Source organism: Pseudomonas sp. WS 5011 (assembly GCF_012985775.1).
Lineage (GTDB): Bacteria > Pseudomonadota > Gammaproteobacteria > Pseudomonadales > Pseudomonadaceae > Aquipseudomonas > Aquipseudomonas peli.
Window position 1 is genome coordinate 1 of sequence record NZ_JAAQXA010000011.1, and the last position, 15,222, is coordinate 15,222.

Genomic DNA, 15,222 nt, shown 5'->3' on the forward strand with positions numbered 1-15,222 from the left:
TTTTGCCCATCATTTCCATACTGATCACCCTGTGTTCTCCTGCTCAAAAATTGAGCAGAAGCAGTTGAACACCTGGGTCAGTTTTCAGTCGGCAGAACAGCCTCTACTGGGTCAGTTTTCGGTCAGCGGCAACAGCACTGTGCTCAGGGGCTGAGCAATGTGCTGGCCTTGATGGCTAAAAGCCTCAGTGCCGTACGCTCAGGCCGTAGCTTTGCGCGCCAACGCAAACGCGCAGCCAGCCGAGGTTGTGAGGGCTACAAACCGACGCGCTGAAGAAACACCACCGTCCAACCTCCGTGCAAAAAAAAGCTGGCCACAAGCGGTCGGCATAGGCTCGTCCGGAGAACGAGAAATCTCGCCTAGACAGCCGGTACAGACGATGATCACATCACCGCCAGCCCAGCTAGACCGCCTGATGGAGCGGCAGAGGCCTGGTCATCGCCCGACGGCCATGGCGGCTGGCTGCTTCGGGGGCTTGCCTTGGGCAGGGCTGCAGCTTAGGTTGATGACATTGAGTGCTACCTTGGGCCTCTGTGGGAAAGTCAGATTTGCGTGCCTGACGAAATCCATTGTCTATCCGCTTCGTGCGGGGCGTCAAGCCCTGCACAGCTCCGTTCATCCTCGAAAAAGTTTTAATCGTGAGCAGCGAGCTGTAAGTGTGTTTGTTTGCTCGAGAAGGATGATTTGTCTCTGCTCAGGTGCATCTCGAATGTGATGACTTGTAGAGCGGCGAATGGCAATGGAATTTCTGAGATGATTAATCCTCAGCTGAAATATGATCAGATTGTAGGCAGACAAGGAAACTTTAAGTGGGGTGATATCTACATCCCATGTACTTTGGCTGTACCAAAAGAAGCACCTAAAGGCTCTCGCATAAGTAGGCTGAACAGCCGGAAACTCGGCCGGACGATACATGCGCTGTCGACACCCGAGCGTGTATTTGTGCAGTTTGCTCTTTACAATCCCGCACTTATCGATATCCACGAACAAAAGATGCTGTCTCCTATACCGACAGTTCATCCTTTGCGTGGACATCCGTTGTCGACAGAGTCATTTCCTCCGCCGCTATCAGGAACTCTATCGATAGCGCAAGCAATCGGATTTGAGCACTACATCATTGTCTATGCGCACCAAAATGGGGAGCGGAAGAAGAAGCCGTTTCCATACCAGGGAGATCTTTTGCTGTTCTTAACAGATTTCTCTGGAAGGCCATTCGCCGTTAATTGGACAGTCAAGGATACAGCAGTAGCTTTTTCAGAAAGGCGAAGCACAAAGGCTAAAACGCCTGCTCAACAAAAGAAAGATCGAGACTTCGCCGAGATGCGCGCGCAACTTGAGGCTGACTACTATGCGAGTGGTGGCATAAGGACGCATCAAGTTTCTATGGATATGCTGGACACAGCAGTAATAGCAAATTTAGACCTCATATTTAGCATGCATGGTCTACAGCTTACGCATGACCCGCAGCTTATGGAGGACTTTAGTATTGCTGTGCAACGTGCTTATACCGAAGGAACGCCCGTAGCACAGATAGCAATTCAGTATGGGTCACGCTGGGGTCGCCGGGATCAGTTTATAGCAAGAATCTATCAAGATATTTGGAATCGCAAGCTTGCGGTTGATATGTTCAAACCAATACATATAGATCATCCACTTAACCATGAGGAAAAGGATCTTCTAACTGCCTTTGGCTATTTGTTTGAGGGCTTTAGTGGATGATGATCGGGGCCAGAATAGTTGCACCTGAAGGATTTCAGTGCTTGGCAAAAGGTGCCGTTTACCATTTCCTTCATAGTGATTCCGATTCTAATCGCGTGAAGCTTGTTCAGTTTGATGATGAATCAGGCGACTTAACAGCGGAGCTATTGATGCTTCCTCAAAATGTATTTGAGGAAGCATTAGAGCAAGAATTGTTGTTGGAGGATGGGCGCGATGAGACCCCGCCTTGGTTAAACAATATTCAGGGTTGCTCTATTTCTTATTTGGAGAGCCGCCGTTCATCGAACAAGGAAAATTATAATCAAAAAGTTGACCGTAGGTACATGGCGATATCTAAGCTTGTGGATAGATATAGAGAAATATTGAGCAGTGATAATCCCAATGCAATCATAAACAGTCATGCCAAATCTCAACGCCCTCAACAAAATTCGAGTCGGTTGAGGTTTTGGTTTTATAGCTATGTTGTATTCGGATTCAACAAGTGGGCGCTAATGCCTTTATTCCACCGTATTGGTGGCTGGAATCGTGAAACAACCTCTAAGGTTAAGCATGGAAGGCCTCATCGCAAAGGTCCTTCTTTTGGTTACAACTGCTCGCCAGACATGAAGGAAAAAATTCTAACTGGGCTTTTGGCATATAAGAATCCGAATGACAAAAAAACAAGGTTATATAGTGATATATTAACCAAGAAATTTGGTTGTGAAGTTAAACTTGAGAGTGGCGTTAAAACCTTCAAGCACCCGAAAGGCGAGCCATTCCCATCTTTTGGCCAGATAAAGTATTGGGCCGAACAAATGATTGGACCAAAAGAGCTAGCCCGTGAGCTCAATGGGAAACACAAAGCGAGGTCCCAATCAGGTTCTGCGGGAAGCTTTGCAGAGCGCTTGACTAATTTATGTCAGCGGGTTGAGTTCGATGGTTATTACATCTCTGAAAAGCTCTCAGGTATTACAGAAGGCAGTTCCGTAGATGGTTTTTGCGTGGTTCGGGCCGTCTGTGGCCTATCCGGCGCTGTAGTGGGTATCGGTTTCGCAGAGGGTAAAGAGACCATGGAGGCCTACAAGATGGCTCTTTTTTCCATGGCACTCGATAAGGTGAAGTTTTGCGAGCTGTTCGGAATCAATATCAGACCTGAAGAGTGGCCCTGCTATGGGCTGTCTGGTGGAGTCATTTTTGATAGGGGGCCTGGCGCAACATATGGCAGTGAGCCAGAGATTAATTGGTTGGGAAGCATTGAGTTAACTCCATCATATTCTGGCCAGTCTAAAGCTACCGTTGAGTCGTCTCATCCGAGAGATAAGAAGAGCTTGGAGCAGCCGACCTATTTCCAGAGCAAATTGAATTTTGTGTTAATGGCAAGACGCGAGATTTATCAAGCTCTAGCCGATAACCAATCTTCAGATGCAAGCGGTAGGGTGACGGAAGAGATGATTATCAATCGGGTCAAGCCAACACCCCATGATATTTGGAATTTCCTAGACGGTCGTGGGCGTAACAGCGCCATAGGAATGCCGTTCGATGAGGCTGTTAGGACTTTCCTCACAGAGCATCCAGTAACCATCCGAAAAGACGCGGTATATTTTTATGGCAGAAAGTACAGATCTACGGCGCTTATAGGTACGAATGTATTCGATAAGATTGCAAGAGCCGGTGTTATTAAGAGTACAGCGTTTGCCCTCACAATGTGTGTGCGGCATATTTGGATCGAGCTTGATGGTTTGCTTTTCGAGTTGGATTTTGTGAGCTCCGCAACAACCCCGGAAGGGAGTGTTGATATCACATTATCCGCTCTAAAGCAGATTGATAAAATTCGCCGCGAACATGCGGCCGATCTTCGCGATGAGATACCTGCTATTCAGCAGGAATTTCGTGATCGCTTCAAAAAAGATACTGGTGAAGATTGGGATAGCGGTCAGCGTAAACAAGGAAGACCTACCAAAGGTGGTGCCGCTCGCCGCGATACTGATGATTTCAATCGCTTCACAGGAAAGGCGAAGTGAACGAAAGTTTTAGTTCCCGGTTTGACAGTTGCGTAGACATAGAAGTCATTAGGCAACGAATTACGGTTAGGCCTGACCCCGTTAAAGGCTTGGCTAGTAAGGAATCATTGGTTGCTGCACAAATCTTGTCCGGGGCACTGGAACAGATATATCTGCCAAATGATTTCTCACTTTCCTTTATTAAGGAATTGTCTGCAAAAGCGGCGTTGCACAGCCAATGGTTATTCTCAAGTGAAGTGGACTATATTTCGCGGTTCTACACTCCTCCTGATGTTGAGGTTAGACCAATCTGCTTGACAGGCTTGGCTGGTGTTGGAAAAAGTCAAACCATTGCTGCTCTACGGAAAGTACTACCTGCGCCTATCGATTTCGCATGCGATCATTTCCATGGAAACCTCAAGCTATTTTCTCATTGGTATGTAAGTGCCAGAGGTAAAGCAGGTGGCAGGCAACTGTTAGCAGACTTTGTAGGTGCCACTGGCGGTAACGCTGCAAAGCTACTTGTTGAATGTCGGCGCCGAGCAAACAGAGATGGAATTTCGCTACTGCTACTGGATGAAACCCAGCACATAAATACAGGTCAGGGTGCCTCTAGGGTCACAGAAATGCTGCTTACGATGGCTGCGATTGGCCCGCCGATGGTGTTTGTTTCCAACTACAGCCTTTTACACAAGCTGCAGGGGCGCAATAGCGAAGATAAGCAACGTCTGCTTACTGAACCGCGGATCATGCTTCCGGATGATCCTGATAGCGAGAGTTGGAGGGGGTACATCGCCGAATGCATCAGAGTCGCGGGCGGTTGCATCAAAGGGTCGGTTGATGATTTCTCCCAAGAAATATATCGCTCTACATTCGGTATCAAGCGTCTAGCCGTTGAACTCTTGAAGAATGCCTACATCGCTGCGCGTGGGGGGGGGCGTGAGTGCTTGGAGTTGGCCGACCTCAGCAAAGCCTACCAGTGCGTTGCCTACGCAGCGACTAAGGAGGACGTCGAGGAACTGCACATCCAGGCCCTACAGGGCCGCAGTTCGCGTCTCCGGTTGGATTTGCGATGTCCGTTTGAGCTCCCTGCTTCCTTGAAGTCAAACGTCGTGGCTTTTGCGCGGAATGATCGTGAGACCAGGGTCATTAACAAGGTTTTCGAATCATCACTCACGGTGGGTGAGCGAGAAGCCCTGGAGGAGATTCAGCCGGCAGCGGCAAAAGCTCCCCGACCCAAAACACCACGTAAACCACCCTTGCCCAAGTCCTCGATGGACGATCTTGAGAGAGCTTTTCTTGAGGACTTGGTGGCGACCCCGCTACCAAAGCCTAAGAAGCCCTAGAACGCAGGTATAGCGGGCTGCGACAGTTTTTATTTGCTGACACTTGCCCTTTGGGTTCACTTGGCCAGGGTTGCGACAGTTTTGCGTTTCTCTTCGTTCGCTCTGGAGCCCCCGAATCATGAGGGAGTGGTGCGACAGTTTTTATTTTCTAAATCCAGCGTGAAGATATAAAGAGCAAGCAGGCTCAGGGCGTGCTCTTTGATACCCATATCATCGTCAACCCGTCCAATACCCGGGAATGGATCGTGCTGTTGAAGAAAGGCGCGGGCACCAGCTTCTTTCTGGTCGATGACCAGGAGCAGGTTGAGTCCTTCGCCGATCTCAATGGTCTGATCGAAGAGTTGCGCCTACTCGGCATCAAGGGCGCGGAGATTCATCTCTAAGCCCTGCCGTTCACCCGAGGCACTTATGCCTATTCGCTATGCGAGAAGCCTGACCGGACGGACGCGCAGTGTCGTAGCCAATCGGCATCTGGGTTTTGCCCTGGCTTTCGTTGCAGGGGCGATCAATGCCGGCGGCTTTCTTGCCGTGCAGCAATACACCTCGCATATGACCGGCATCGTCTCGGCCATGGCGGACAACATTGCTCTGGGTGCCTATGGCCTGGTGTGGAGTGGTCTCGGCGGTGTGCTGTCATTCCTACTGGGTGCAGCCTGCTCGACGGTGATGATCAACTACTCACGGCGGCGCCAGCTGCACAGCGAATACGCCCTGCCGTTGCTGCTCGAAGCTGCGCTGTTGCTGTGTTTTGGCTTTCTTGGCGCATCGCTGGCGCAGATTACCGGCCTGTTTGTGCCGCTGACGGTGATGCTGCTGTGTTTCATCATGGGCCTGCAGAACGCGCTGATTACCAAACTCTCCAGGGCGGAAATCCGCACCACCCATATCACCGGAATCATCACCGACATCGGTATCGAGCTAGGCAAGCTGTTCTATTGGAATCGCACGCGTGGCCCTGATATCGCTCGGGTGATGGCCGACCGCCAACGTCTGCGGGTGCTCAGCCTGTTGGCGCTGTACTTCTTCCTCGGCGGGGTGATCGGCGCACTGGGCTTTAACCACCTGGGTTATATCGCCACCGTGCCGCTGGCCTTGCTGCTGGTGTTATTGGCCAGTGTGCCGGCGCTCGATGATCTGCTGCTGCTCACACGGCGCGTATTGCGCCGATAAGCCTGGCCGACTGCCTGCGGCTCAGTCTTCTGCCGACCTGAACAGGTGGCGATGCTCGGCGTTGTACAGCGCCGAGTCGGCGAACTGTTCGGCGTGCAGCACGCGGCCGACGAGGATCAGCGCGGTGCGGCGAAAGCCTTTGGCGCGCACCTGTTCTTCGATGGTGGCCAGGGTGCCGCTGACCCAATCCTGATCCGGCCAGCTGGCGCGATGCACTACGGCAATCGGGCAATCTGCGCCGTAATGCGGCAGCAACTCAGTGACGATTTTGCTCAGGTGCACCACGCCCAGGTGGATGGCCATGGTCGCGCCGTGGCGCGCCAGGTCGCCCAATGCCTCGCCCTCAGGCATATTCGACTTGCTCGCGTAGCGCGTGAGGATCAGCGTCTGCGACACCTCGGGCAGGGTCAGTTCGCTTTCCAGCAGGGCAGCGCACGCCGCAGTTGCCGTCACCCCAGGGATGATCTCGAAGGCAATGCCCAGCCGGCGCAGGTGGCGAATCTGCTCGCCAATCGCGCCGTACAGCGACGGGTCGCCGGAATGTACGCGGGCCACATCCTGGCCTTTGTCATCGGCCTGGCTAATCAGCTCGATGATTTCATCCAGATGCAGCTCGGCAGTGTTGATCACCTGCTCGGCACTGTGGCCTTCGAGTACTGCTGCAGGCACCAGCGAGCCGGCGTAGAGAATCACCGGGCAGCTGCGCAGCAAGCGCTGGCCCTTGACGGTGATCAGCTCGGGGTCGCCGGGGCCGGCGCCGATAAAGTAGACGGTCATGACACATCCTTGGGTGCAATCGACGCCAGGGCGCAGGTGGCGCTGGCGTTGCGGGTTTTCTCGCCGAGCAGGCGGGCCGGTTGGCCGCCCAGCCTTTCAGCCAGGGCCAGGGCGCAGGGTTCGGCGACGGCCGGGCTGCCAGTGGCGGCCTGGGTGAGCGGCGAGAATTGCACACGGTGCTGATAGGGCTGCAGTTCTTCCGCACTAAAGCAGTTCAGCTGCAGACCTAGGCGTTCGGCCAGTGCCAGCAGCCCCGGCTCGTCGTGTTTATGCGTGACGCTGGCCAGCCCCGCCAGGTTATCCACAGTCAGACCATGCGTCTGCAGGCTATGCAGCAGCAGGCTGAGCAAGTCCTCCACACTGCAGCAGCTGCGACAGCCCAGCCCAGCGACCACCTGAACGGCGGCAGCGGGGCGGCGAGGGGTGTGGCTGGGGATCATCTGCGGCGCTCGGTGTGTGCGGCGGCGTAGCTCAACATGGCGGCCGGCACCGGTCAACCGCGATTGACCGGCCGCCATGGCCTGCGTAGCCTTGTCGCGTTCGAGGTTCTTCGTGGGCATGCCCACGAAGCTAAGAGGGAACAAGGTTGATGCCTTGGCTGCCCCCGCAACTGTAAACGGTCCAAAGCCCTTCGATACACCACTGCCGCCAGGCGGGAAGGTGAAGGGTCGCGCAAGGCGCAGACCGTGAGCCAGGAGACCTGCCTCGTCACGCTTTCGACAACCGGGCGGGGTGATCCGGTGGTGTTGGCTGACGCCCCGTGGCTGTCATGTCTGTGCCGCCTCCTGCTCGTCTTTCTTTCGACGTCACGCAGGACTCGCCATGCAAACCCTCGCCAAACTTCCCGTCACCATCGTTACCGGCTTTCTCGGCGCCGGCAAAACCACCCTGCTGCGGCATATGCTCGGCCATGCCGACGGGCGGCGCATCGCGGTGATCGTCAACGAGTTCGGCGAGCTGGGCATCGACGGCGAAATCCTCAAGCAGTGCTCCATCGGTTGCAGCGAAGAAGAAGCCAACGGTCGCATCTTTGAACTGGCCAACGGCTGCCTGTGCTGCACCGTGCAGGAAGAGTTCTTCCCGGTAATGCGCGAGCTGGTGGCACGGCGCGGCGAGCTGGACCATATCCTCATTGAAACCTCCGGCCTGGCCCTGCCCAAGCCGCTGGTACAGGCCTTTAACTGGCCGGAAATTCGTAACGCCTGCACCGTCGATGCGGTCATCACCGTGGTCGACAGCCCGGCCGTGGCCGCCGGCACCTTCGCCGCCTTCCCTGATCAGGTCGATGCGCAGCGCAAGCTCGACCCGAATCTGGATCACGAATCGCCGCTGCACGAATTGTTCGCCGACCAACTGGCCAGCGCCGACCTGGTAATCCTCAACAAGGCCGACCTGCTCGACGCCGCCGCTCTGGCTGCGGTGCGCGCGGAAGTGGCCGAGGAGCTGCCGCCCGCAGTGAAAATCATCGAAGCCCATGGCGGCGAGCTGCCGCTGGACGTGCTGCTGGGCCTGAACTGCGAGACCGAGCTGCATATCGAGGGGCGCAAGACCCACCATGATCTGGAGGGCCATGAAGACCACGATCACGACGAGTTCGCCTCGTTCCACGTGGAACTGCCTGAAGCCGAGGAAGCGCGTTTGCTGCAAGCGCTGAAGGAGGCGGTCAGCAAACACGGCATTCTGCGCATCAAGGGTTTTGCGGCGATTCCCGGCAAGCCGATGCGCCTGCTGTTGCAAGGCGTTGGCCAGCGTTTCGACAAACACTTCGACCGCGCCTGGCAGGCCGATGAGCCGCGCATCACCCGCCTGGTGGTGATTGGCCAGACGTTGGATCAGGCCGCTATCGAAGCCGAGCTTAACGCCGCGCTGGCAGGCTAAGCCCGCATGCACCTGCTGCGCACCCAGCCCGGCAGCCAGCTGCCGGCCGACAGCATTGCCGACCTCGGCCAGACCCCGGCCGAGCTGGTGATCCTCTGCACCGGCGATTCGCACCTGTCGTTGCTGGCCGAAGTGGCGCGGCAGTTGCCGATGGATTACCCCAGCTTGCGCCTGGCCAGCCCGGCGCAGCTGAGCAATCACGCCTCGGTGGATCTCTACGTCGAGCAGGTGCTGCAGCACGCCAAGGTCATCCTGATTTCCGTGCACGGCGGCGTCAGCTATTGGCGCTACGGCATCGAGCGTCTGGTCGAACTGGCTGAGCGCGGCGCGCAGGTGATTATGGTTCCGGGTTGCGACAACCCCGATCCGGAGCTGATGGCCCTGAGCAACGTGCCAGTGGCCGAGGCCGAGCGGCTTTGGCAGTTCCTGCGCCAGGGCGGCGCAGGCAATGCGCTGCAGCTGTTTAACTGCATCGCCAGCCAGTGGCTGCAGCGCGAGTATTCTTGGGTAGAACCACAGCCGTTGCCACGCGTGGGCCTGTATCACCCGCAACTGGCTAACCCGAGCCTGGCCGATTGGCAAGCCAGCTGGCAGGTTGGTGCACCGGTGGCGGCGCTGTTGTTCTACCGCACCCAGGTGCAGGCGGCGAACACCGGCTTTATCGATGTGTTCTGTGAGCGCTTACAGGCCCAGGGCCTTAATCCGCTGCCGATTGCCGTGGCCAGCCTTAAGGAAGCGGCCTGCCTGGCCCAGGTCGAGGACTGGCTGGACCAAGCCGATGCCCGCCTGATCATCAACACCACGGCCTTTGCCCTGTCCAACCCGGAAGCGCCGAGCGCACGGCCTTTTCGCCGCGATATCCCGGTGCTGCAAGCCATTTGTTCGTTGGATAACCATGCACAGTGGCAGGCCAATGCCCAGGGCCTGGGTTCACGCGACCTGGCCATGCATATCGTGCTGCCCGAGCTGGACGGCCGGCTGATTACCCAGCCGATCAGCTTCAAGGGCCTGGCCTGGCGCAGCGAGCGCAGCCAGAGCGACGTGGTCTGTTACCAGCCGCATCTGCCGGGGATGGATTTCGTCGCCGAACTGGCGCGCAACTGGGTCGCCCTGGCGCACAAAGGTAACGCCGATAAGCGCATTGCCCTGATCCTGGCCAACTACCCGACCCGCGACGGCCGTATCGGCAATGGCGTCGGCCTGGACACCCCGGCGGCGGCGCTAAATATCCTCAAGGCGCTGCAAGAGCAGGGCTACCCAGTCGCAGACCTGCCCGACAGCGGTACTGCACTGATCCACCAGCTGCTTGGCGGCGTGACCAATGATCTGGACAGTCTCGACGCGCGGCCCTGCGCCCAGAGCCTGGCGCTGGATGAGTACCTGGCGTTCTTCCACAGCCTGCCCGCAGCTAACCAGCAGGCGGTGCGCGAGCGCTGGGGCGAGCCGCAGCAGGACCCTATGTTCCGAGGCGGGCGGCTGATGATCGCCGGTCTGCGTTTCGGCCTGACCTTTGTCGGCATCCAGCCGGCGCGCGGTTATCAGCTGGACGCGGCAGCGGTGTATCACGACCCGGATCTGGTGCCGCCCCATGGCTACCTGGCGTTCTATTGCTGGCTGCGCAAGGCCTTTGCGTGTGACGCGGTGATCCACGTCGGCAAACACGGCAATCTGGAATGGCTGCCGGGCAAGAGTGTCGGTCTTTCCGAACAATGCTGGCCGAGCGCGATTCTCGGCCCGCTGCCGAATATCTACCCGTTTATCGTCAACGATCCGGGCGAGGGTGCGCAGGCCAAACGGCGCACCCAGGCGGTGATCATCGACCACCTGATGCCGCCGCTGACCCGCGCCGAAAGCTACGGCCCGTTGCGCGATCTGGAGCGCTTGGCCGACGAATACTACGAAGCCAGCCAGCTCGACCTGCGCCGCGCCGCCGAGCTGCGCGGCGAGATTATGCTCAAGGTGCGCGAGGCCAGCCTCGATCGCGAGCTGGGTCTGCAACTCAACGCAGACCCCAATAGCTGGCTGCCGCAGCTGGATGCCTATTTGTGCGATTTAAAGGAATCGCAGATCCGCGATGGCCTGCATGTATTCGGCGAATCGCCGGCCGGCACGCTGCGTCGCGACACTCTGCTGGCGCTGCTGCGCATTCCCCGTGGCGACGGCCAGGGCGGCAACGCCAGCCTGCTGCGCGCCTTGGCCCGCGATTTGGAGCTGGGCTTCGATCCGCTCGACTGCGAGGTGGCCGCGCCTTGGCATGGCCCGCGCCCGGCGGTGTTGCAGAGCCTGAGCGATGACAGCTGGCGCAGTGCTGGCGATACCCGCGAGCGTTTGGAGCTGCTGGCCTTGCAGTTGATTAGCGCGGCGGATTTTGAATCCGTTGGTGCGGAAAGCACCCAGGTGTTGCAGCGTTTGCGTGAGCAGATCGCGCCGCTGCTGGATGCCTGCGGCCCGGCCGAAATTCACGGCCTGCTCGCGGCGCTAAGCGGGCGGTTTGTGCCAGCCGGGCCGAGTGGCGCGCCGAGTCGTGGGCGGCTGGATGTGCTGCCCACTGGGCGCAATTTCTACAGCGTCGATGTGCGCAACCTGCCCACGCCGACCGCCTGGCGTATCGGCGTGCAGGCGGCGGATCGTCTGCTGGAGCGGCATCTGCAAGACCACGGCGACCACCTGCGTCAGCTCGGCCTGTCGATGTGGGGCACCGCGACCATGCGCACTGGCGGCGACGATATGGCCCAGGCCCTCGCGCTGATTGGTGTGCGCCCTGTGTGGCAGGCCGGCAGCCAGCGCGTCGAGCGTTTCGAGGTGCTGCCGCTGGCGCAACTCGGCCGCCCTCGGGTGGACGTGACCCTGCGCGTGTCCGGCTTCTTCCGCGATGCCTTTAGCAACCTGATTCGTCTGTTCGATGACGCCGTGCAGGCGGTGGTTGATCTCGATGAGCCGGAAGACATGAATCCGCTGTCGGCGCGGGTCTGGCGTGAGTCGCTGAACTTGCAGGACAGTGGTCTTGATGAACACGAAGCGCGCAAACGGGCTGGCTGGAGGGTGTTCGGCTCCAAGCCGGGGGCCTACGGCGCGGGCGTGCAGAACGCCATCGAAGAACGTCTGTGGCAAACCCGCGAGGACCTCGCCGAGGTCTACCTGAATTGGGGCGGCTACGCCTACGGCAGCCACAGCGAAGGCACTCCGGCGCGCGCGCAGTTCGCTGAGCGCCTGGAGCAGATGCAGGCGGTGCTGCACAACCAGGACAACCGCGAGCACGACATCCTCGATTCCAACGACTACTACCAGTTTCAAGGCGGCATGCTCGCCGCGGTGGAAACCCTGCGCGGGGCCAAGGTGGCCAGCTACCACGGCGATAACAGCCAGCCCGACACCCCGCGTATCCGCACCCTGAAGGAAGAACTCAACCGCGTGGTGCGCGCCCGTGCAGCCAATCCTAAGTGGATCGACGGCATGAAGCGCCATGGCTATAAGGGCGCGTTCGAACTGGCTGCGACCATCGACTACCTGTTCGCCTTCGACGCCACCAGCGAACTGGTTGATGACCACCAGTACGCACTGCTCACCGATGCCTATCTGCTCGACAAAAACACCCGCGACTTTATCCAGCAGCACAACCCCGGGGCCCTGCAGGACATCCTCGAACGCCTGCTCGAAGCCCAGCAACGCGGTCTCTGGCAAGATCCCGGCGAGTACCGCGAAGCGTTGGAAAACCTGCTGATTGATAGCGAAGAATCCTAGAGAGCCTGCCATGACCGATAGCCACTTCCCCCTCGCTGCCGTGGTCGCCGCCGATGACCTGAAACTGGCGCTGTGCCTGGCGGCCATCGACCCGGCGATTGGCGGTGTGCTGATCGAAGGCCCGCGCGGCATGGCCAAATCGACCCTGGCCCGTGGCCTGGCCGACCTGCTGGCCAGCGGCACCTTTGTCACCTTGCCGCTGGGCGCGAGTGAGGAACGCATCGTTGGCACTCTCGATCTGGACGCTGCGCTGGGCGAAGGCCGCGCGCAGTTCAGCCCGGGTCTGCTGGCCAAGGCCAATGGCGGCGTGTTGTACGTCGATGAGGTCAATCTGCTGCCCGATCATTTGGTCGACCTGCTGCTGGATGCCGCCGCCAGCGGGGTCAACCATATCGAGCGTGACGGCATCTCCCATCGGCATGCCGCGCGTTTTGTGCTGATCGGCACCATGAACGCGGAAGAGGGCGAGTTGCGCCCGCAGCTGCTCGATCGCTTCGGCCTTAACCTGGCCCTGGACGCCCAGCCGCAACCGGCCCAGCGCGCCGAAATCGTTCGCCGCCGCCTAGCCTTCGATGCCGACCCGCAGGCGTTTCTGCAGCGCTGGCAAACGCAGCAGGATGAACTGCGCGAGCGTTGCCAGAGTGCCCGTGTGCGCCTGGCGGTGATTGCGCTGGATGACGCCGCTCTGGAGCAGATCAGCCAGCGCTGTTTCGCCGCCGCCGTCGATGGCCTGCGCGCCGACCTGGTCTGGCTGCGCGCCGCCCGCGCCCATGCCGCCTGGCGCGGTGCGGAACATATTGAGGCGGTAGATATCGATGCGGTGGCAGACTTTGTGCTGCGTCACCGCCGCCGGCATAACCCGCCGGCCGCGCAACCACCGCAATCCCAGTCTCAACCCAGTAACAGCGAACCTAGCGAGCAGCCACAAGCACCGCAAGGCGAAGGGCAGTGGGGCGAATTACCGGCCCAGGCGCAGAGCCTCGGCGTACGGCGTGAACCGCCGCGCTGGGCAAAAAAGCCCTAGGCATCCGCCCGCGCACAGCCCCAGGCGCGGATGCCCGGGCCGCTCCCGGCAAATTAGGCAATGGCCGCAACGGTGCCAGTCGCAGTGGCGCGGCGGGTCGTATCGACTGGCCGGCGAGCCTGCTTAAGGGCCGCCCGCGTACTCGGCATGATCTCGTCCTGCGCCCGCGCAGCGCCAGGCCCGGCGAACTTTGGTTGGTGATAGTCGATGCTTCGGCCTCGACCCGTCGCCATGGCGCGCTGAGCAAGGCCAAGGGTTTGCTCAGTGAAGTGTTCGAGCAGGCACGTCGGCAGCGCGCGCGCCTGGCCTTGCTGCACGCCACCGGCCGCCAGGCGCAATGGCTCTGGCAGGGGCAAAAAGCCTCCCAGGCCTTGCAGCAGTGGCTCGCCGAGCTGGGCGCGGGCGGCGGCACGCCGCTGTTTGCTGCTTTGCAGCAGGCTGCCGACTGGCAGGCGCGGCGCCAGCGCCTGCACCCGGCCGAGCGTCAGCGTTTGTTGATCATCACCGATGGCCGCCTGCGCGACTGGCCAGCCTTAACCCCGAGCGCCTGCCCGGCGCTGCTGGTGGATATCGAAAGCGCGCCGATCCGCCTCGGCCGCGCGCGCCAATTGGCCACTGAGCTGGGCGCAGACTACCGACATATCGATTCGCTGCCGCTGTTAGCCGGCAGCCTGGAGACCGCCTTATGAAAACCCTGTTGATAATCGGCATCGGCGCCGGCGACCCGGACTACCTGACGGTGCAGGCGATCACCGCCCTTAACCGCACGGACGTGTTTTTCCTGATGGACAAGGGCAGCGCCAAGGACAGCCTGATCGGCCTGCGCAAGACGATCTGCGAGCGCTTTATCCAGGGCCGCGACTACCGCTTTGTCAGCGCCGACTGCCCGGAGCGGGTGCGCGATGTGCCGGACTATCGCGGCAGCGTGGTCGATCTGAATCAGGACAAGCAGCAGGTGTTCGAAGGCATGATCCGCGAGCAGATGAGCGATGGCGAAACCGGCGCCTTTCTGGTCTGGGGCGACCCGGCGCTGTACGACAGCACCCTGCGCATCGTCGAGCAGATCGTGACCAACAGCAGCGAGCAGATCGAGTACGAGGTGATCCCCGGTATCACCAGCCTGCAAGCCCTGGCGGCCAAGCATAAGGTCTGCTTTAACAGCATCGGTCAGGCCTTCCAGATCACCCCGGCGCGGCGCCTGGCCGAAGGCGGTTTTCCCGATGGCTTGGACAGCGTGCTGGTGATGCTCGACGCGCAGGACACCTACCAGCGCTTTGTCGATCAGCCCATGCATATCTACTGGGGCGCCTATATCGGCACCCCGGATGAAGTGCTGATTGCTGGGCCGCTAAGTGAGGTTGCCGAGACTATCCGCACTCGCCGTGCCGAGCTGCGCGAGCAGCTTGGCTGGATAATGGATAGCTATTTGCTGCGTAAGCTGGGAAAGGAGAGTGCTTGAGGGATTGGTGGACAAGCGAAGTGTTGTCCATCGTGACTATTTGCCTGGAGTCGGTTTTCGACTCATTGCTGTTGGTCGTATCAGGCTGCAACCGGCCCAGAGTGTGTAAAAACACTTTCGCATCTTGGG

The 15,222-nt window shown here is 59.1% G+C and carries 12 protein-coding genes and 1 riboswitch; of the genes, 10 read left to right on the top strand and 2 right to left on the bottom strand.

The genetic code is table 11. From position 1 onward, the window contains the following. Positions 1 to 753: 753 nt before the first annotated feature. From HBN63_RS13085 to HBN63_RS13105, 5 genes are all read left to right on the top strand, one after another. Positions 754 to 1,719: a hypothetical protein gene (locus HBN63_RS13085; RefSeq protein ID WP_262498959.1), complete on the top strand. Its 966-nt coding sequence runs from the start codon at positions 754 to 756 to the stop codon at positions 1,717 to 1,719. 41 nt (positions 1,720 to 1,760) lie between these two features. Then, entirely contained in the window at positions 1,761 to 3,719 is a 1,959-nt protein-coding gene (locus tag HBN63_RS21920) for a transposase (RefSeq protein ID WP_262498960.1), read from the top strand. Then, a complete protein-coding gene (locus tag HBN63_RS13095; protein ID WP_170049718.1) occupies positions 3,716 to 5,044 on the top strand; it encodes a transposase in 1,329 nt (442 codons plus the stop codon). The genes HBN63_RS21920 and HBN63_RS13095 overlap by 4 nt, the downstream gene beginning before the upstream one ends. A gap of 152 nt (positions 5,045 to 5,196) precedes the next feature. Further along, entirely contained in the window at positions 5,197 to 5,427 is a 231-nt protein-coding gene (locus HBN63_RS13100; RefSeq protein WP_170049824.1) for a hypothetical protein, read from the top strand. A 25-nt stretch (positions 5,428 to 5,452) separates the two neighbouring features. Next, positions 5,453 to 6,214 carry a YoaK family protein gene (locus HBN63_RS13105; protein ID WP_170049719.1) on the top strand — a complete coding sequence of 254 codons (762 nt, stop codon included), beginning with the start codon at positions 5,453 to 5,455 and terminating at the stop codon, positions 6,212 to 6,214. Between the two features lie 21 nt (positions 6,215 to 6,235). On the opposite strand, the gene cobM is transcribed toward HBN63_RS13105, so the two are convergent. Together cobM and HBN63_RS13115 are read right to left on the bottom strand one after the other, a co-directional pair. Next, positions 6,236 to 6,991: a precorrin-4 C(11)-methyltransferase gene (cobM, locus tag HBN63_RS13110; RefSeq protein ID WP_170049720.1), complete on the bottom strand. Its 756-nt coding sequence runs from the start codon at positions 6,989 to 6,991 to the stop codon at positions 6,236 to 6,238. Continuing rightward, the gene (locus HBN63_RS13115; protein ID WP_262498961.1) at positions 6,988 to 7,551 is read right to left on the bottom strand and encodes a cobalamin biosynthesis protein; all 564 of its coding nucleotides are present in this window, start codon (positions 7,549 to 7,551) and stop codon (positions 6,988 to 6,990) included. Before HBN63_RS13115 ends, cobM begins: the two co-directional genes overlap by 4 nt. After that, positions 7,518 to 7,714, top strand: a riboswitch (cobalamin riboswitch). (Overlaps the previous gene by 34 nt.) A gap of 99 nt (positions 7,715 to 7,813) precedes the next feature. Between HBN63_RS13115 and cobW the strand changes: the two genes are divergently transcribed. From cobW to cobF, 5 genes are read left to right on the top strand one after another with little or no spacing between them, the layout of a single operon-like run. Next, the gene (gene cobW, locus HBN63_RS13120) at positions 7,814 to 8,869 is read left to right on the top strand and encodes a cobalamin biosynthesis protein CobW (RefSeq protein WP_170049721.1); all 1,056 of its coding nucleotides are present in this window, start codon (positions 7,814 to 7,816) and stop codon (positions 8,867 to 8,869) included. Between the two features lie 6 nt (positions 8,870 to 8,875). After that, entirely contained in the window at positions 8,876 to 12,610 is a 3,735-nt protein-coding gene (gene cobN, locus HBN63_RS13125) for a cobaltochelatase subunit CobN (RefSeq protein ID WP_170049722.1), read from the top strand. Positions 12,611 to 12,620: 10 nt separating this feature from the next. Continuing rightward, positions 12,621 to 13,634 (top strand): AAA family ATPase, encoded by a 1,014-nt coding sequence (locus HBN63_RS13130; protein ID WP_170049723.1) that lies wholly within the window; start codon positions 12,621 to 12,623, stop codon positions 13,632 to 13,634. Between the two features lie 2 nt (positions 13,635 to 13,636). Further along, positions 13,637 to 14,323 (top strand): VWA domain-containing protein, encoded by a 687-nt coding sequence (locus HBN63_RS13135; RefSeq protein ID WP_345940487.1) that lies wholly within the window; start codon positions 13,637 to 13,639, stop codon positions 14,321 to 14,323. Beyond that, complete coding sequence (gene cobF, locus HBN63_RS13140; protein ID WP_170049724.1) at positions 14,320 to 15,093, top strand: precorrin-6A synthase (deacetylating); 774 nt, start codon at positions 14,320 to 14,322, stop codon at positions 15,091 to 15,093. Before HBN63_RS13135 ends, cobF begins: the two co-directional genes overlap by 4 nt. Positions 15,094 to 15,222: the final 129 nt, after the last annotated feature.

Bases quoted from the DNA above. Each gene is read 5' to 3' on its own strand.
- HBN63_RS13115 (WP_262498961.1), bottom strand. From the start codon at position 7,551: ATGCCCACGAAGAACCTCGAACGCGACAAGGCTACGCAGGCCATGGCG.
- HBN63_RS13085 (WP_262498959.1), top strand. From the start codon at position 754: ATGATTAATCCTCAGCTGAAATATGATCAGATTGTAGGCAGACAAGGA.
- HBN63_RS13130 (WP_170049723.1), top strand. From the start codon at position 12,621: ATGACCGATAGCCACTTCCCCCTCGCTGCCGTGGTCGCCGCCGATGAC.
- cobN (WP_170049722.1), top strand. From the start codon at position 8,876: ATGCACCTGCTGCGCACCCAGCCCGGCAGCCAGCTGCCGGCCGACAGC.
- cobM (WP_170049720.1), bottom strand. From the start codon at position 6,991: ATGACCGTCTACTTTATCGGCGCCGGCCCCGGCGACCCCGAGCTGATC.
- cobW (WP_170049721.1), top strand. From the start codon at position 7,814: ATGCAAACCCTCGCCAAACTTCCCGTCACCATCGTTACCGGCTTTCTC.
- HBN63_RS13105 (WP_170049719.1), top strand. From the start codon at position 5,453: ATGCCTATTCGCTATGCGAGAAGCCTGACCGGACGGACGCGCAGTGTC.
- cobF (WP_170049724.1), top strand. From the start codon at position 14,320: ATGAAAACCCTGTTGATAATCGGCATCGGCGCCGGCGACCCGGACTAC.